Origin of the sequence: Mobilicoccus sp., from assembly GCF_032060985.1 — a bacterium.
Lineage (GTDB): Bacteria > Actinomycetota > Actinomycetes > Actinomycetales > Dermatophilaceae > Mobilicoccus.
The window spans coordinates 60578-77426 of record NZ_DAMBGD010000017.1 but is presented as its reverse complement, the minus strand read 5'-3'; the positions used below and the strand labels follow the sequence as shown (position 1 = coordinate 77426).

At 70.2% G+C, this 16849-nt stretch carries 13 protein-coding genes and 2 tRNA genes; 11 read left to right on the top strand and 4 right to left on the bottom strand.

Annotated features, from left to right (window positions below):
• Positions 1-39: 39 nt before the first annotated feature.
• Positions 40-1446 (bottom strand): MFS transporter, encoded by a 1407-nt coding sequence (locus RT054_RS13050; RefSeq protein ID WP_396837299.1) that lies wholly within the window; start codon positions 1444-1446, stop codon positions 40-42.
• 5 nt (positions 1447-1451) lie between these two features.
• A complete protein-coding gene (pepN, locus tag RT054_RS13045) occupies positions 1452-4016 on the bottom strand; it encodes an aminopeptidase N (protein WP_313024268.1) in 2565 nt (854 codons plus the stop codon).
• 208 nt (positions 4017-4224) lie between these two features.
• On the opposite strand from pepN, the gene RT054_RS13040 reads away from it, so the two are divergent.
• The 5 genes from RT054_RS13040 to RT054_RS13020 all read left to right on the top strand — a co-directional run bounded on the left by RT054_RS13040 (position 4225) and on the right by RT054_RS13020 (position 8307).
• Complete coding sequence (locus RT054_RS13040) at positions 4225-4827, top strand: disulfide bond formation protein DsbA (RefSeq protein WP_313024267.1); 603 nt, start codon at positions 4225-4227, stop codon at positions 4825-4827.
• 111 nt (positions 4828-4938) lie between these two features.
• Positions 4939-6057 (top strand): PP2C family protein-serine/threonine phosphatase, encoded by a 1119-nt coding sequence (locus RT054_RS13035; protein ID WP_313024264.1) that lies wholly within the window; start codon positions 4939-4941, stop codon positions 6055-6057.
• 227 nt (positions 6058-6284) lie between these two features.
• A complete protein-coding gene (locus RT054_RS13030; RefSeq protein ID WP_312719043.1) occupies positions 6285-7100 on the top strand; it encodes a hypothetical protein in 816 nt (271 codons plus the stop codon).
• The gene (locus RT054_RS13025) at positions 7097-7603 is read left to right on the top strand and encodes a phage holin family protein (protein ID WP_313024261.1); all 507 of its coding nucleotides are present in this window, start codon (positions 7097-7099) and stop codon (positions 7601-7603) included. Before RT054_RS13030 ends, RT054_RS13025 begins: the two co-directional genes overlap by 4 nt.
• A complete protein-coding gene (locus RT054_RS13020; protein WP_312719041.1) occupies positions 7600-8307 on the top strand; it encodes a DUF3618 domain-containing protein in 708 nt (235 codons plus the stop codon). Before RT054_RS13025 ends, RT054_RS13020 begins: the two co-directional genes overlap by 4 nt.
• Before the next feature lie 74 nt (positions 8308-8381).
• Here the strand turns inward: RT054_RS13020 and RT054_RS13015 are convergent.
• Positions 8382-8455 (bottom strand) — tRNA-Gly (locus tag RT054_RS13015).
• Positions 8456-8613: 158 nt separating this feature from the next.
• Between RT054_RS13015 and RT054_RS13010 the strand changes: the two genes are divergently transcribed.
• The 5 genes from RT054_RS13010 (at position 8614) to clpX (ending at position 13408) form a co-directional block, all read left to right on the top strand.
• Positions 8614-8687, top strand: a tRNA-Pro gene (locus tag RT054_RS13010).
• Positions 8688-8889: 202 nt separating this feature from the next.
• Positions 8890-10299 (top strand): trigger factor, encoded by a 1410-nt coding sequence (tig, locus tag RT054_RS13005; RefSeq protein WP_313024256.1) that lies wholly within the window; start codon positions 8890-8892, stop codon positions 10297-10299.
• A 220-nt stretch (positions 10300-10519) separates the two neighbouring features.
• On the top strand, positions 10520-11140 hold the full coding sequence (locus tag RT054_RS13000) for an ATP-dependent Clp protease proteolytic subunit (RefSeq protein ID WP_312719039.1): 621 nt from the start codon (positions 10520-10522) through the stop codon (positions 11138-11140).
• Positions 11141-11165: 25 nt separating this feature from the next.
• Positions 11166-11825 carry an ATP-dependent Clp protease proteolytic subunit gene (locus RT054_RS12995; protein ID WP_312719037.1) on the top strand — a complete coding sequence of 220 codons (660 nt, stop codon included), beginning with the start codon at positions 11166-11168 and terminating at the stop codon, positions 11823-11825.
• Positions 11826-12121: 296 nt separating this feature from the next.
• A complete protein-coding gene (gene clpX / locus RT054_RS12990; protein WP_313024251.1) occupies positions 12122-13408 on the top strand; it encodes an ATP-dependent Clp protease ATP-binding subunit ClpX in 1287 nt (428 codons plus the stop codon).
• Positions 13409-13484: 76 nt separating this feature from the next.
• Here clpX and RT054_RS12985 read toward each other — a convergent pair whose 3' ends face one another.
• Entirely contained in the window at positions 13485-15533 is a 2049-nt protein-coding gene (locus tag RT054_RS12985; protein WP_313024248.1) for a PTS mannitol transporter subunit IICBA, read from the bottom strand.
• Between the two features lie 174 nt (positions 15534-15707).
• Here RT054_RS12985 and RT054_RS12980 point away from each other — a divergent pair, with 174 nt between their 5' ends.
• Positions 15708-16754: a zinc-dependent dehydrogenase gene (locus RT054_RS12980; protein ID WP_312719033.1), complete on the top strand. Its 1047-nt coding sequence runs from the start codon at positions 15708-15710 to the stop codon at positions 16752-16754.
• The last annotated feature ends 95 nt before the right edge of the window (positions 16755-16849 follow it).

The window sequence follows — 16849 nt, the reverse complement described above, 5'->3', positions numbered from 1 at the left end:
GCTCGACGGCTCCTCACGAGGGGCGTCGCCCCCGGCGGCTCACGGCATGCCGACGGCCTCACTGCGTCGCTCCTCGGGGCGCACCGGCAGGAGCAGGAGAAGGCCGGCGAGCAGCACGAGGACGATGCCGAGGATTCCCCAGTACTGCGCCGGGCCGCCGGTCACCCGGGTGCCGACGGCGATCGCGGCGGTGAACATCAGGGGGGCGAGGAAGCTGACGGCGCGGCCGGTGGTGGCGTAGAGGCCGAAGATCTCGCCCTCGCGCCCCGGGGGGATCATGCGGGCGAGGAAGGACCGGGACGCCGACTGGGCGGGGCCGACGAAGACGCACAGGAGCAGACCGAGGATCCAGAACATCCGCGTCCCCTGGTCGTGGAACACGAAGATGCCGAGGCCCGCGAGGACCATGGCGAGCAGTGAGCCGAGGATGAGGGTCTTGGGTCCGAGCCGGTCGTCGAGGATCCCGAACGCGATCGTCGCGAGCCCGGCGACGACGTTCGCCGCGATGCCGAAGACGATGACCTGGCCCGGGGTGAACCCGAACGTGCCCTGGGCGATGACGCCGCCGAAGGTGAACACCCCGGCGAGTCCGTCGCGGAACACCGCGGAGGCGACGAGGAAGAACAGCGTGTGAGGGTGCTCCCGAGCCAGCCCCTTGATCGTGCCGAACAGGGCCCGGTAGGAGGCGACGACGCCGAGCGGTCGCGCCCGGGGGTGGTTCCCGTCGCGCCGGTCGGGCAGGGCGATGAGCACCGGCACGGCGAAGACGCCGAACCACAGGGCGGCGATGAGGATCGCCACCCGGATGTTGAGCCCGTCGTCGTGGGTGACCCCGAACCAGCCCACCTCGGGGGAGATGAAGCCGACGAAGAGGATGAGCAGCAGCACGATGCCCCCGAGGTAGCCGGCGCCCCAACCGAAGCCGGAGACGCGTCCCACGGTGGCCGGGGTCGAGACCCGCGACAGCATCGCGTTGTAGTTGACACTCGCGAACTCGAAGAACACGTTGCCGACAGCCACGAGGGTGATGCCCCACCAGAGGAAGGCGGGATCGGGCCTTACGGTGAACATGAGCGCCGACAGGGTGACGACGACCGCGGTGTTGACCCCGAGCCAGAGGGCGGGTCGGCCGGCCCGGTCGGCCCGTTGACCGATGACCGGGGCGAGCAGGGCGATGGCCACCCCGGCCAGGGCGGTGCCGATCCCGAGCTTGGACGACGTCTCCGCCGCGTCTCCGAAGCCGGAACTCGTGAGGTACACGGTGAACACGAACGTCGTGATGACGGCGTTGAACGCCGCGGACCCCCAGTCCCAGGCGGCCCAGGCCACGACCCGTCTGCGTGGCACCCCGCCGTCGGGGCCCCGGTCGTCGAGGACGTGCGGCGCCGCTCGGAGCCCGTCGTCCTCCTTCGGTCCTCGGCCGACCGGGACCTCGCCTGCGTTCACGCTGCTCAGCCCCGCGCGTCTTCGGCCTGTGCCGCCAGGGCGCGGGCGACGGCGTCGCGGCGTTCTCCGACGAGCCGGACGAGGCCCTGGGGGGCGTCCTCGTTGGCGTCCAGCCAGGCCTGGGTGGCCGCGAGCAGGTCGTCGTCGGCGAGGAGGATCGGGTAGAACCCCTCGACGATCGACTCCCCGATGGCCTGGGTGCGGTTCTCCCACATCGGGCGCAGGGACGCGTGGTAACGCTCGACGTACGGGCGGAGGAGCTGCGTGCGACCCGCACACCGCAGGAATCCGCCGGCGGTCGCATCGATCATCGCGTTGGGCAGGGAATCGTCCTCGACGGCGGCGGCCCACGCCGCGGCCTTGGCCTCGGGTGTGGGGAGGGCGGCCCGAGCGAGTGCCGCCCGTTCGCGCCCGGTGGCCGTGGCATCGCGCTGCCGTTCGGCCTCGATGCCGGCCTCGTCGACCCGACCGCCCGCGGCAAGGGCCGCGAGCAGGGTCCACCGCATCTCGGTGTCGACGGCGAGGCCCTCGGGCAGGTCCCTGCCGTCGAGCCAGCCCTGGATCTCCTCCAGGTGGGCGTCGGTGGTGGCGAACGCGGCGTACGCGGTGACGAGCTGGAGCTGCGCGTCGCTCTCGGGGGCCGCCTCGAGCGCGAGTCGGCGGAGCCGCTGCGCGACCTCGCCGTGCAGCTCCTCCCGGCGCGCGGGGTCGCTGTAGAGGTGGACGGCCGTGCCGAGACGCGCGAGGGAGAAACGCAACGCCGTCGAGTCGAGGTCGGCGCCGAGGACGTCGAGGGTGAACCGCACGAAGTCGTGAGCGCTGATCTCCGCGTCGCGGGTCATGTCCCACAGCGCCGTCTGCACGATGGCCCGCGGCAGGCCGGGGAGCCCGGCGGCGTGGTCGAGGACGGTGCGCAGGGAGACGTCGTCGAGCCGGACCTTGACGTAGGCGAGGTCGTCGTCGTTGAGGAGCATGAGGGTGCCGCGCCGCAGGCCGACGAGCTCGGGGACCTCGGTGCGGGCTCCGTCGACGTCGATCTCGAGTCGGTCGCGGCGTTCCAGGCTCGCCCCGTCGGCGGCGACGTCGTAGACGCCGATCGCCATGCGGTGCGGGCGCAGGTCGGGGCACTCCGGTGTGGCGCTCTGCTCGACGTGGGCGGCGGTGATCCTGCCCTCGTCGTCGGTGTCGAGCACGAGACTGGCGGTGCCGACACCGGCGGTCTGCAGCCAGGCCCGCGTCCACTCGGTGAGGTCGCGCCCGGAGGTCGCCTCCAGCTCGACGAGGAGGTCGGGCAGGCTCGTGTTGCCGTAGGCGTGCTTGGCGAAGTAGGCCCGCAGCCCGTCGCGGAACGGCTTGCGGCCGACGTAGGCGACGAGCTGCTTGAGCACGGAGGCGCCCTTGGCGTAGGTGATGCCGTCGAAGTTGACCGCGACGTCGTCGAGATCACGCATGTCGGCGGCGATGGGGTGGGTGGAGGAGAGCTGGTCCTGCTGGTAGGCCCAGCTCTTGTCGCTGGTGGCGAAGGTGGTCCAGGCGTCGACCCAGCGGGTGGCCTCGGCCGTGGACGTCGTGGCGGCCCAGTCGGCGAACGATTCGTTGAGCCACAGGTCGTCCCACCACCGCATCGTGACGAGGTTGCCGAACCACATGTGGGCGAGTTCATGGAGGATCGTGCCCGCGCGACGCTCCACGACGGCCTCGGTGACCTTGGAGCGGAACAGGTAGGACTCGGTGAACGTCACGCAGCCGACGTTCTCCATGGCCCCCGCGTTGAACTCGGGGGTGAAGATCTGGTCGTACTTCTCGAACGGATAGGCGAGCCCGAACTCCTCCTCGTAGAAGTCGAACCCGGCCTTGGTGATCGCGAAGATCTCCTCGGCGTCGAGGTGTTCGCGCATCGAGCGGCGGCAGTACACCGACAGCGGCACGGCGCGGCCGTCGCCGGTGGTCGTCGCATCGTCGACGCGCTCGTACGGCCCGGCGACGACCGCCGTGACGTAGCTCGACAGCGGTGGGGTGGGGGCGAACGTCCACGTGGCGGCGCCCTTGCCCGCGGACGCGGGCTCCGGGGTCGGCTGGCAGGAGACGACCGACCAGGTGGCGGGGGCCGTGACGACGAACGTGAACCGCGTCTTGAGGTCGGGCTGCTCGAACACCGGGAACGCCCGGCGGGAGTCGGGGACCTCGAACTGGGTGTACAGGTACGTCTCACCGTCGACGGGGTCGGTGAACCGGTGCAGGCCCTCACCGGTGTTCATGTACCGCCCGGTGGCGCGCACGACGAGCTCGTTGTGCGCGGCGAGATCGGGCAGCGCGATGCGGCTGTCGGCGACGTGCGTCGCGGGGTCGAGGGTGCGGCCGTTGAGCACGATCTCCTCGACCGAGGGACCGATGAAGTCGAGGAAGGTGGAGGCGCCCGGCTGCCGGCACGTGAAGGTGATCGTCGAGGTGACCGGGAACGTCGGCCGGTCGGCCGCGCCACTCACGTCGAGGTCCACCCGGTGGGCGTCCACCACGAGGAGTTCGGCGCGGGTGCGCGCCTCGTCCCGGGTGAGGTTCTGACCTGGCATCTCGTCCTCCGTGTCTGCTGCGACTGTGCACCCGACGTCATCCGACGCCCCGACGTCCTCACTCTCGCGCGCCACCCGCGCACGGGTGCGGGACGAGCGGTGGTGCTCCGACTCGCTGGGCATCCTTGCACGCACCGCCGACAGCCGCGTGACGTGCAGCGACAACCCCGCCGATGCACGACACCACGGGTGTGGGCACCATGGGGGCATGACCGATGTGCGCATGTGGTTCGACCCGACCTGCCCCTGGGCGTGGATGACCTCTCGCTGGCTCCTCGAGGTCGAGAAGGTCCGCGACGTGACCCTGCGGTTCTCCGTCATGAGCCTCGCGGTGCTCAACGAGGGGCGGGAGCTGCCCGAGGACTACCGGGCGATGATGGACCGCGCATGGGCGCCGGTGCGGGTCGTCACCGCCGCGGCCCGCGACCACGGCGAGCAGATCGTCCCCGCGCTCTACACCGAGATGGGGACGCGGATCCACCCCGGAGGGCGCAAGGACGACCTGCCCGGTGTGATCGCCGAGTCCCTCGCCGCCCTCGACCTCCCGGCCGGGCTCGCCAGGTACGCCGAGAGCGACGAGCTCGACGACCTCATCCGGTCCTCGACCGCCGAGGCGCTGGATCGCGTGGGGGACGACGTGGGCACTCCCGTGGTCCAGGTCGGGGAGGTCGCGTTCTTCGGTCCGGTCGTCTCTCCGGCGCCCAAGGGCGAGGACGCCGGACGACTGTTCGACGGATGCGTCCTCGTCGCGGGCACGCCCGGGTTCTTCGAGCTCAAGAGGTCCAGGGACACCGGTCCCGTCTTCGACTGACCCCACTCGAACGACCCTCGCCGAGGGGAGTGATCTGCGTCTCATTCGGCGGGTCGGGGCGGGACTTTCGGACGGTTGTCTCGGGATCGGCCGAAGACTAATGTCTCGAAAATGCCGAGCCTGTCCGCACGCGCACTGCGCCGCCGCCCCGATCTGGCGGCCGGTCGGGCGTGGCGGGCGACGATGCCGCGCAGTTCGCTCACGCCCACTGGCCACGGCACGGCCGTGCTGCTGGTCCTCATCGCCTTCCTCCTCCTCTACACCCTCGTCGCCACCGCCGACGCGCTCTCCGGTGCGGTGTTCCTGCCTCTCATCGCCATCAGTGGGGTCGCGCATCGACCCGGGGACCATGCCCTCGTCGTCCTCGTCAGCCTCGGGTGCCTCGTGGCCTCGTCCCTGCTCGTCGGCCAGGACCTCTCCCACGCCGTGAGCACGGTCGTGGCCGGGGTGCTCATCGCGACCGTGACGATGTGGCGGTCGCTGGCCCGTGCCCGGGTCGGCGTCCAGGGCCGGGCCGGAGAACACGTGCTCGACCAGCTCCGCGTCGGCCTCGAACGCCGCGCCGAACTGCCGGAGCTGCGTCCGGGTTGGTCGGTCGAGGGGTGCATCAGCTCGGCGTTCGACCACCCCTTCTCCGGCGACTTCATCGTCTCGCACCTCGACGACGACGCCGCCCGCTTCGAGACCGTCCTCGTCGACGTCTCGGGGCGTGGGGTCCGGGCGGCCTCCCGGGCGGTACAGCTCTCCGGGGCCCTCGATGCGCTCATCGGCGCGGTGCCGCCCGAGGAGCTGCTCTCGGTGGCCAACGACTTCGTCGTCCGGCAGAACTGGGACGAGGGGTTCGCGACGGCGATCCACCTCGCCGTCGACCTCGACACGGGGGAGTTGCGCGTGTGGCGCGCCGGTCACCCCCCTGCCGCCGTCTTCCACGGGGGCAGCGGCAGCTGGAGCGTCCTGGAGAAGAGCATCGGCCCGGCCCTCGGGCTCGTCCCCGCGCCCGTGTACCGGTGCGACGAGGCCGTGATCGGCCATCGGGACGCGGTCATCCTCTACTCCGACGGGCTCGTCGAACAGCACGACCGAGTGCTCGACGAGGGCATCGACCGTCTGCTCGGGAAGGCGGAGTTCCTCGTCACGGCCGGCTTCTCCGGTGGCGCCGAGCGGCTGTGTGCCCAGGCCACCTCGGGCAATGCCGACGACCGCAGCGTCGTCGTCCTCTGGGCCGACTGAGCCACCTCGGCGCGCCCGGTCGCACGGGTGGTCGCCTCACCAGCGCCGTCATCACCTGCCCCCGGGCCGAACCGCCGTCCGGCCTCCGGTCGCCGGGATCTCGACGCGGGGCACCCCGCTCACGCCGTGACGCTCATCTCGTCCCGGGTGTTTCGGCCGTGCCCCCGGGGGTACTGGAGAGCAACGCTTCGACCCGAGGGGTCGAATCCCGACGAGAGGGCCACGAGATGTCTTCACCCCATGAACCGATCCAGAGAGCGGCGGGCACGCCGTCCGCCGAGGAGAGCCGCGGCAGCGGAGAGGCCGCCAAGGAGAACGCCTCCCAGGTCGCCGACGAGGCCAGGCAGCGCGCCGGTGACGTGACCGCCACGGCCAAGGCGAACGCCGGGGAGGTCGCCGACAACGCCAAGGAGGGCGCCGCCCAGGTGGCGGAGACCGCCAAGGACGAGGCCCGCGCGGTCGCCGGCGAGGCGGGCCGGCACGTCCAGTCGTTGGTCGCGCAGGTGCGCGACGACGTCACCACTCAGGTCGGCGGTCGCCAGCAGGAACTCGCCGCGGTCCTGGGTTCGCTCGGTTCCGGCCTCGGTCGCGCCCGCTTCGGCGACGAGCCCGCCGACGGTCTCGCCGCCGACCTCGCCCAGCAGGCGGCGACCCGGCTGCAGGGTGTCGGCAGCTGGCTCGAGAACCGCGGCCCGAACGAGGTGCTCGACGAGGTCAAGCGGTTCGCCCGCCGTCGTCCCGGGACGTTCCTCGCCGCCGCGGCCCTCACCGGGCTCGTGGCCGGCCGTCTCACGCGGGGCATCGCCGACGACGCCCGCGACGACACCCCCGACCGTCGCGTCGCCGACGATCGCCACGTCCAGGGCACACGCGCACCGGCGTCCCCCGTCGTCCCGGCCTACGGCTCCCCGCACGAGTCCGGCTACGACGCCTCGCAGCCCGCCTACGGCCAGACCACCCAGGCCCAGCCCGCCTACATCGGCGACGACGCCACGACCTCGATCCAGCCGCCGGTCACCGACACCGAGGGTCCGCGCCGATGAGCACGTCCGCTTCGGATCCCTCCGACGGCTTCGCCGAGAACCGCGCCTCGACCGGCGGATCCACCCCGGCCGGCGCCGCCAGGGCCTCCACGTACCACGCGACTTCCGCCACGACGCCCGCGGACGACCTCAGCCTGGGCGATCGGCTCTCGGCCATCACCGAGGACATCTCCACGCTCATGCGTCAGGAGATCGCCCTCGCGAAGGCCGAGGCGATGCAGTCCGGCAAGCAGGCCGGCAAGGGCGTCGGGATGTTCGGCGGCGCCGGCGTGGCCGGGCATCTCGCGCTGATCTTCGTCTCCCTCGCCCTCGCCTGGGGCCTCGGTGAGCTCTTCGACATCGGCCTGGGCTGGGGTGCCCTCATCGTCGGCCTCGTCTGGGCCGTCGTCGCCGCTGTCCTCGCCCAGATGGGCAAGAAGAACGTCCAGAACCTCGGGATGCCCCAGACGGTCGACACGGCCAAGCGCATTCCCGACGCCATGAAGGGAAACGAGACCCGATGAGCAACGACCCGGACCAGATCCGCGCCGAGATCGACCGCACCCGAAAAGACCTCTCCCGCAACGTCGACGCGCTGGGTGAGCAGGTGAAGCCCGGCAACGTGGCCCGCCGCCAGACCGAGAAGATCGGGGAGGCCGTCTCCGACCGGTTCACCTCCGTCAAGGAGGCCGTCATGGGCGCGGCGGACGACGTGTCCGACCGCGGCGGCGACGGTCCCTCCGTGGGCGACCGCATGCGCGACCAGGCGGACGACCTCCGTGACGGTGCCCGTCAGCAGATGGTCGACGTCCGCCGTGGCACCCGTCGCAAGGCGCAGGGCAACCCCTTGGCCGCGGGTCTCGTCGCCCTCGGTGCGGGTTGGCTGATCGGCTCGCTCATCCCCGCGTCCCGTAAGGAGCAGGAGGCCGCCGCCGCCCTCAAGGAACAGGCGCGTCCGCTCGTCGAGAACGCTCAGCAGTGGGCGAAGGAGACCGGCGAGCAGTTGCGCGAACCGGCACAGGCCGCCTTCGCGGACGTCAAGGAGAGCGCGACCGAGTCCCTCGACCGCGTGAAGAGCGAGGGCGCCGACGTGGCGGCCGACGTCAAGGACCAGGGACAGCAGGCCGCCGCCGAGGTCCGCGAGGAGAGCCGCTCCGCGGCCCAGGACGTCAAACAGTCCGGGGTTGAGGCCGGCAAGGACGTCAAGAACGCGCACGACAACGCCTGACCCCTCGGCGACGCCAGGCGTGCGGACATGCGCGGAAGGGCCCGCCGGAGATCTCCGGCGGGCCCTTCCCTGCATGGAGCGGGTGACGAGAATCGAACTCGCGTAATCAGTTTGGAAGACTGAGGCTCTACCATTGAGCTACACCCGCACACGGCGCGCTCGGCGCGACGCACACGGCAGCATACCCGGTCACGAGGCCGTGCCCGAATCCCGCCGGCGTCGTCGATACGGGAGGCGCCGGGGCCGCGGCGACGCGGCGAGGACGGGGCCGGGGAACTCCGGTCGCCCGGTACCCTGGTCGGGTCACGGGCTGTGGCGCAGCTTGGTAGCGCGCGTGCTTTGGGAGCACGATGTCGCAGGTTCGAATCCTGTCAGCCCGACGCAGATGATGTCGCACGCACACCGGCCACGGGCAGGGGAGGTCCTCGCCCGTTCGACAGAGGTGGTGGGCGACCCGGTAGCATGAACCGACCCTCGCGTGGGCGTGAGCTACGCCGCCCGCGAACGGTCCCGGTGAGAAGGGCGGCCATCGCCGCCGCTCGCCGCGCCCATCCGTCACCGATCGATGCTGGAGTGCCCGCAGTGAAGAGTTCCGTCGAGACCCTGTCGCCGACCCGGGTCAAGATGACCGTCGAGGTCCCGTACGAGGAGCTCAAGCCGAGTGTGGACGCGGCGTACAAGGCCATCGGATCCCAGATCTCCATCCCGGGTTTCCGTCCCGGCAAGGTGCCCGCCCGCATCATCGAGCAGCGCGTCGGCAAGGGCGCCGTCATGCAGGAGGCCGTCAACGACGCCCTGCCCAAGTACTACGGCGACGCCGTCGAGGAGAACGACCTGCGCCCCATGGGGCAGCCCGAGGTCGACCTCACCGAGGTGCCGATGGACGCGGGCGACCAGCTCGTCTTCACCGCCGAGCTCGACGTGCGACCCACCATCGACCTTCCCGAGTTCTCCACGATCGAGGTCCAGGTCGACCCCGTCGGCGAGGACGCCGTCAACGAGCAGCTCGACAGCCGCGTCGAGGAGCTCCGCGCCCGCTTCGGCACGCTCATCGGCGTCGACCGCCCGGCGGCCGACGGCGACTTCATCACGATGGACCTCCGCGGTGAGATCGACGGCGAGGAGATCGACAACGTCGAGGGCGTCTCCTACGAGATCGGCTCGCGCACGATGATCGAAGGCCTCGACGAGGCGCTCGTCGGCATGGCCGTCGACGAGGAGAAGTCCTTCACCGCCCCGCTCGCCGGTGGCGAGCACGAGGGCGAGCCCGCACAGATCACCGTCACCCTGCGCTCCTGCAAGGAACGCGAGCTGCCCGAGCTCGACGACGACTTCGCACAGATGGCCTCGGAGTTCGACACGCTCGAGGAGCTCAAGGCCGATCTGCGCACGCAGGCCGAGCAGGCCGCGCAGTTCGGTCAGGGCATCGAGGCCCGCGACAAGATCCTCGAGCACCTCCTCGAGACCCTCGAGATCCCGGTCCCCGACTCCGTCGTCGAGGCCGAGGTCGAGGCCCACTTCGCCGACGGCAGCCACGAGACCGAGGACGAGGAGCACCGCACCGAGGTCCGCGAGAACACCGTCAAGGCCCTGCGCACCCAGCTGCTCCTCGACGCCATCGCCGAGAAGACCGAGGTCACGGTCAGCCAGCAGGAGCTCATCGAGTACCTCATCATGACCGCGCAGCAGTACGGCATGGACCCGGCCCAGCTCGCGCAGGCCATGGACAGTCAGCAGCAGGCCGGCGCGATGGCGGCCGAGGTCGCCCGCCGCAAGGCCCTCGCCGCCGTCATGGAGGAGGCCACGGTCACCGACACCGACGGTGAGGTCGTCGACCTGTCCGCCACGATCGACGTGGAGACGGGCGAGGACGACGAGGACCTCGCCGACGCCGACGGGGAGGTCGACGCCGACGAGGCCGCGACCGACACGACGGACGAGGCCGCGACCGACGAGGAGACGACCGAGGGCGCCGAGACGTCCGACCGGTGAGTCGCAGCAGGCGGCGCCGTTCCCCGCGGGGGCGGCGCCGTCGGCGTCCGCACGGACCTCCCGGGGCGGAGGGCCGTCCGCCGAGGGCGAACATGCATGGTGGCCGGGAAGAGGCCGGGGGCATCGAACGTTAGCCTCGGGTGAGAAGACGTGGCAGGTCACGGGATCCGAACCGGGTCCGCCCGCCACGCGTGAGATTCACGACCAAGGGAGTATCAGCGTGAGCCACAGCAGCGAGATCGTCGCCGCCGAACAGGGCCCCAAGGGCGGGCTCGACGACCACATCTACAACCGGCTCCTCAAGGAGCGCATCATCTTCCTCGGTTCGGATGTGCGTGACGACAACGCGAACGCCATCTGCGCGCAGCTCCTCCTGTTGTCCGCGGAGGACCCCGAGCGCGACATCTGGCTGTACATCAACTCACCCGGTGGGTCGATCTCGGCCGGCATGGCCATCTACGACACGATGAACTGGGTTCCCAACGACGTGTGCACGGTCGCGATGGGCATGGCCGCGAGCATGGGCCAGTTCCTGCTCACCGCCGGCACCCGCGGCAAGCGGTACGCCACCCCGCACAGCCGGATCCTCATGCACCAGCCTCTCGGTGGCATCGGTGGAACCGCGACGGACATCAAGATCCAGGCCGAGCAGATGCTCTTCATCAAGCGGCAGATGGCCGAGCTCATCGCCGAGCACACCGGTCAGAGCGTCGAACAGATCACCAAGGACTCCGACCGCGACCGCTGGTTCAGCGCTCAGGAGGCCAAGGAGTACGGGTTCGTCGACCACGTCTTCGAGCGCGCGAGCGACACCCCCGGTGCCGGTGGCACGCAGGCCTGAGCCCACGAGACCTTTGGAGCATCGCATGGACATCATCGACCCCCGCCTCGCCGACCGCCGTGTCGCCACCCCCACGAGCCGCTACATCCTGCCGCAGTTCGAGGAGCGCACCTCCTACGGCATGAAGCGCACCGACCCGTACACCAAGATGTTCGAGGACCGCATCATCTTCCTCGGCGCCCAGGTCGACGACGCCTCGGCGGACGACATCATCGCCCAGCTGATCGTCCTGGAGAGCCAGGACCCCGACCGTGACATCGTCATGTACATCAACAGCCCCGGTGGCTCGTTCACGGCGATGACCGCCATCTACGACACGATGCAGTTCATCCGCCCGGACGTGCAGACGTTCGTCATCGGGCAGGCGGCCTCGGCCGCGGCGGTGCTGCTCGCCGCGGGCGCCCCCGGCAAGCGGTACGCCCTGCCGAACAGCCGGGTGCTCATCCACCAGCCGGCGCTCGGCGGCAGCGACTACGGCCAGGCCAGTGACATCGAGATCCAGGCCAACGAGGTCTTCCGCATGCGCACCTGGCTCGAGGAGACCCTCGGCGGGCACTCTGGCCGCACGCCGCAGCAGGTCAACGAGGACATCGAACGCGACAAGTTCCTCTCCGCCGCCGAGGCGAAGGAGTACGGCCTCATCGACGAGGTCCTCGTCAGCCGTAAGGCCTCGCGCCAGAGCTGACGCACCACGGCCGCGCACGGGATCGTCCCGTTCACCCACGGTCCGCACACCGCACGACGAAGGCCCACGGCAACGCGCCGTGGGCCTTCGTCGTGCCCTCCTCCTGCAAGCCGGCCCGGGGTGGTCGATGGGGGAGGGGCCGGCATGTCCGCCCTCAGCGGACAGGGGCGCGCGCGGCCTCGACACCGCGGTTCAATGGAGTCGGGAGCGGTGCGGGGGCGGTACCGTCTCCTACCTGGTGGCGGGGGTCGCCCCGACCACCCGGCAAGACGAACGGCGACGACGAGGGAGGACACGTGGCACGTATCGGAGAGGGCGGTGACCTGCTCAAGTGCTCGTTCTGCGGCAAGAGTCAGAAGCAGGTCAAGAAGCTCATCGCCGGGCCCGGTGTCTACATCTGCGACGAGTGCATCGATCTCTGCAACGAGATCATCGAGGAGGAGCTCGCCGAGGCCGGTGAGCTCGGCCTCGGGGAACTGCCCAAGCCGCGGGACATCTTCGAGTTCCTCCAACAGTTCGTCATCGGTCAGGACGACGCCAAGCGCGCCCTCGCCGTGGCGGTCTACAACCACTACAAGCGCATCCAGGCGGGCGACTCCCTGAAGAAGGGCGACGAGGCGGTCGACATCGCGAAGTCGAACATCCTCCTCATCGGACCCACGGGCTGCGGGAAGACCTACCTCGCGCAGACCCTCGCGCGCATGCTCAACGTGCCGTTCGCCATCGCCGACGCCACGGCCCTCACCGAGGCGGGTTACGTCGGGGAAGACGTCGAGAACATCCTCCTCAAGCTCATCCAGGCCGCCGACTACGACGTCAAGAAGGCCGAGACCGGCATCATCTACATCGACGAGGTCGACAAGATCGCCCGCAAGAGCGAGAACCCCTCGATCACGCGCGACGTCTCGGGTGAGGGCGTGCAGCAGGCGCTGCTGAAGATCCTCGAGGGCACGACGGCCAGCGTCCCGCCACAGGGCGGCCGCAAGCACCCGCACCAGGAGTTCATCCAGATCGACACGACGAACGTGCTGTTCATCGTGGGTGGCGCGTTCGCCGGCCTCGAGCGTCTCATCGAGGCGCGCGCAGGCAAGGCGGGCCTCGGCTTCGGGGCCGCACTGCAGACGGTCAAGGACCCGGACGAGTACTTCACCGACGTCATGCCCGAGGACCTCATGAAGTTCGGGCTCATCCCGGAGTTCATCGGTCGGCTCCCGGTCATCACGACCGTGGCGCCGCTGGACCGCGCGGCACTCGTGCGGATCCTCGTCGAGCCGCGGAACGCCCTGGTCAAGCAGTACAAGAAGATGTTCGAGATCGACGGGGTCGAGCTGGAGTTCACCGACGGCGCCGTCGACGCCCTCGCCGAGCAGGCCCTCGCGCGCGGCACCGGTGCGCGTGGACTCCGGGCGATCCTCGAAGAGGTCCTCCAACCGGTGATGTTCGACGTGCCGAGCGACCCCGACATCGCCCGCGTCGTCGTCACCCGCGAGGTCGTCTTCGATCGCGTCACCCCCACCGTCGTCCGTCACGGCGGCGTCGACGGACGCCGCCGCAAGAGGCGCGACGAACGGGAATCCGCCTGACCTCTGCCCTCCCACCCCGGGGCACACGAAACGCCCGGTCACCATCGCGGTGACCGGGCGCTCGTGTGCGTGGGGCTCAGAGGGTGATGCCGGCGAGAAGGTCGCGGATCTCCTCGGGGGAGGTCGCGCGGTCCATCGTCGCGAGCTTGTCCTCGTCGAGGAAGACCTGGGCGAGTTGGGCGAGGATCGCGAGGTGGTCGTCGCCGACCCCGGCGATGCCGACGACGTAGCGCACGGGCTTGCCGTCCCAGTCGATCTCGCGGTCGTAGCGCACGAAGCTCAACCCGGTGCGGTGGATGGAGCCCTTGGCCTCGTTGGTGCCGTGGGGGATCGCGAGGAGGTTGCCCATGGCGGTCGAGACCGAGGCCTCCCGCTCGTGCATGGAGTCGACGTACGGCTGCGTCACCGCACCCTGGTCGACGAGCAGCCCTCCGGCCTCGTCGATCGCGGCGTCCCGGGTGGTGGCGGATCCGCCGAGGCGGATGCCGGACAGGGGGAGGGGCGACGAGCTCGGGTCGGTCCCGGCCGGGGTGTCCGCCGCCGGGGTGTCCGCCGCCGCGGCGGCCGGCACCGGTGTCGTCGACGGGGTCGTGCCCTCACCGCGGTTGGTGCGTCCGAGGAGGTCGACGATCTCGTCGTAGCGCGGACTGCTCATGAAGTCGCTGACCGAGACGTGGAGCGCCGACCTCGTGCGCTCGGCGGCGCGGGGGGTGAGGTCCTCGTGGCTGACGACGAGGTCGACGGTGTCGGTGAGGCTGGAGATCGCCTTGTTGACGACGGTGACGTCGGTGTACCCGGCCTGTCGGATCTTCCTGCGCAGCACCGACGCGCCCATCGCCGAGGAACCCATCCCCGCATCGCAGGCGAAGACGATGTCGTGGATCGGCCCGGAGTGCGCGCCCTCGAGCGAGGTCCCGGCGGCGCCGCCGGCGAGCGCCCCGGCGACCGAGGACTTCGTGCCCTTGTTCGCCTCCATCTGCGCGGTGGCGGCGGTGAGGTCGCCGTCGTCGTCCGCCCGATCGGTCCGCAGGAGCACCGCGGAGACCGCGAAGCTCACGGCCGCGGCGGTGAGGACACCGAGCGTGACGCCGAGGTAGCTGTCGGACGCGGTCTGCAGGTAGATCGCGATGATCGACCCGGGCGCCGCCGGGGCTCGGAGGCCCGCGCCGAAGAGGACCTCGACGAAGACGCCCGACATGCCGCCGAGGATGACCGCCGCGAGGAGCTTGGGCTTCATGAGGACGTACGGGAAGTAGATCTCGTGGATGCCGCCGAGGAAGTGGATGATCGCCGCGCCGGGGGCGGAACCGCGGGCCATGCCCTTGCCGAAGAACATGAACGCGAGGAGCACGCCGAGGCCGGGCCCCGGGTTTGCCTCGAGGAGGAAGAGGATCGACTTGCCGGTCTCCACGGCCTGGTTGGTGCCGATGGGGGTGAGGATGCCGTGGTTGATCGCGTTGTTGAGGAACAGGATCTTGGCCGGCTCGATGAAGATCGACGTGAGCGGGAGGAGGTCGTGGCGCACGAGGAAGTCGACGACGCTCGAGGCGAACGTGCTGAAGGCCTTGACGACCGGCGCCATGACGAAGAACCCGGCGATGGCGAGGAGCATGCCCCAGATGCCGGCCGAGAAGTTGTTGACGAGCATCTCGAACCCGGGGCGGATGCGGTGCGACCAGAGCGCGTCGAGCCTCTTCATCGACCACCCGCCGAGGGGGCCCATGATCATCGCGCCCATGAACATCGGGATGTCGGTGCCGACGATCACGCCCATCGTGGCGATGGCACCGACCACACCGCCGCGCATGTCGTAGACGTTCTTGCCGCCGGTGTACCCGATGAGCAGGGGCAGGAGGTAGGTGATCATCGGGCCGACCATGCCGCCGTCGGCGAAGTCACCCCAGCCGCCGATGTGCGCGACCCAGCTGTCGGGTCCCCAGACGGCGCGGGGGCCACCACCGAGGTTGAGCCATCCGCTCTCGATGAAGAGGGCGGTGATGAGACCCCAGGCGATGAACGCGCCGATGTTCGGCATGACCATGGTGGAGAGGAAGGTGCCGAACTTCTGGACCCGGACGCGGGCGGAGGCCCGGGGCTGCTGTTCGGCCGTGGCTGGTATGGCCATGGGTCGCTCCTGTCTGGTGGATCACACTCCGTCGTGGATCGCTGAAATGTTTATATCTGTCCGAGTACGTCCGGTCAAGGGCCTCTTGACGTGGGTTTCGGGATGAGCGAGGCTGTGATCGTCCGAATCCCACACAACAAGACATGAGTGGGTCCCTGGCGAAGGAGCGAGGCGATGAAGGCCCTGAGGTTCTATGCACCCGGAGACGTACGACTGGAAGACGTGCCCGAGCCGGTGTGCGGCCCGGACGAGGTGAAGATCGCGGTGAAGAACTGCTCGACGTGCGGGACGGACGTCAAGATCGTCAACAACGGACACCCCAACATCACGGGGGTGACGACGATGGGTCACGAGATCGCCGGTGAGGTCGTCGAGGTGGGGACGGACGCCGTCGGGGGCTTCCGGCCGGGGGACCGCGTCCAGGTCATCGCCGCCGTCCCCTGCGGCACGTGCCACGAGTGCACGAAGGGCTGGATGGAGGTCTGCCAGAACCAGACCTCCGTCGGGTACCAGTACGACGGCGGCTTCGCGGAGTACATGATCGTCCCCCCGCAGGTCCTCGCCGTCGACGGGCTCAACCGGGTGCCCGACAACGTGGGGTTCGACGAGGCCTCCGCCCTCGAGCCCTTCGCGTGTGCGATCAACGCCCAGGAGCAGCTCGGCATCGAGAAGGGCGACTTCACGGTCGTGTTCGGGGCCGGGCCCATCGGCTGCATGCACATCCGCATCGCTCGCGGCGTCCACGAGGTCGGACCTGTCGTCCTCGTCGACATCAACGCCGAGCGCCTCGCGATGTCCGCCGAAGCCGTGGCCCCGGACCACGTCATCAACTCCGCGGAGGAGGACGTCGTCGCCCGCATCCTGGAGCTCACCGGGGGCCGTGGGGCGGACGTCGTCATCACGGCCACCCCCGCGAACGTCACCCAGGAGCAGGCCATCGCGATGGCCGCGCGGAACGGCCGCATCAGCTTCTTCGGTGGTCTGCCCAAGACCGACCCCACGATCACCTGCGACTCCAACCTCGTGCACTACCGGCAGTTGCACATCCACGGCGCCAACGGCTCCGCGCCCCGCCACCACAAGGCCGCGTTGCAGTACGTGTCCACCGGTCGGATCCCCGTCAAGGACCTCATCACCGCGCACCTTCCGCTGGCCGACGTCCTGCAGGCCTTCGACATCGTCAAGAAGGGCCAGGCCATCAAGGTCACCGTCGAACCGTGATCCGTTGACGGGCAACAGAACCGGGGGAGGCCTCACACCGCCCCGCTGACCCGCCTCGATTCCCTGCTCAGGCAGGGCACACGTCGGCCGACTGT

What these genes read in the sequence shown, in the direction of transcription:
- RT054_RS13040 (WP_313024267.1), top strand. Translation starts at nt 4,225, where the DNA reads ATGACCGATGTGCGCATGTGGTTCGACCCGACCTGCCCCTGGGCGTGG.
- pepN (WP_313024268.1), bottom strand. Translation starts at nt 4,016, where the DNA reads ATGCCAGGTCAGAACCTCACCCGGGACGAGGCGCGCACCCGCGCCGAA.
- RT054_RS12995 (WP_312719037.1), top strand. Translation starts at nt 11,166, where the DNA reads ATGGACATCATCGACCCCCGCCTCGCCGACCGCCGTGTCGCCACCCCC.
- RT054_RS13035 (WP_313024264.1), top strand. Translation starts at nt 4,939, where the DNA reads ATGCCGAGCCTGTCCGCACGCGCACTGCGCCGCCGCCCCGATCTGGCG.
- RT054_RS12985 (WP_313024248.1), bottom strand. Translation starts at nt 15,533, where the DNA reads ATGGCCATACCAGCCACGGCCGAACAGCAGCCCCGGGCCTCCGCCCGC.
- RT054_RS13025 (WP_313024261.1), top strand. Translation starts at nt 7,097, where the DNA reads ATGAGCACGTCCGCTTCGGATCCCTCCGACGGCTTCGCCGAGAACCGC.
- RT054_RS13020 (WP_312719041.1), top strand. Translation starts at nt 7,600, where the DNA reads ATGAGCAACGACCCGGACCAGATCCGCGCCGAGATCGACCGCACCCGA.
- RT054_RS12980 (WP_312719033.1), top strand. Translation starts at nt 15,708, where the DNA reads ATGAAGGCCCTGAGGTTCTATGCACCCGGAGACGTACGACTGGAAGAC.
- RT054_RS13030 (WP_312719043.1), top strand. Translation starts at nt 6,285, where the DNA reads ATGTCTTCACCCCATGAACCGATCCAGAGAGCGGCGGGCACGCCGTCC.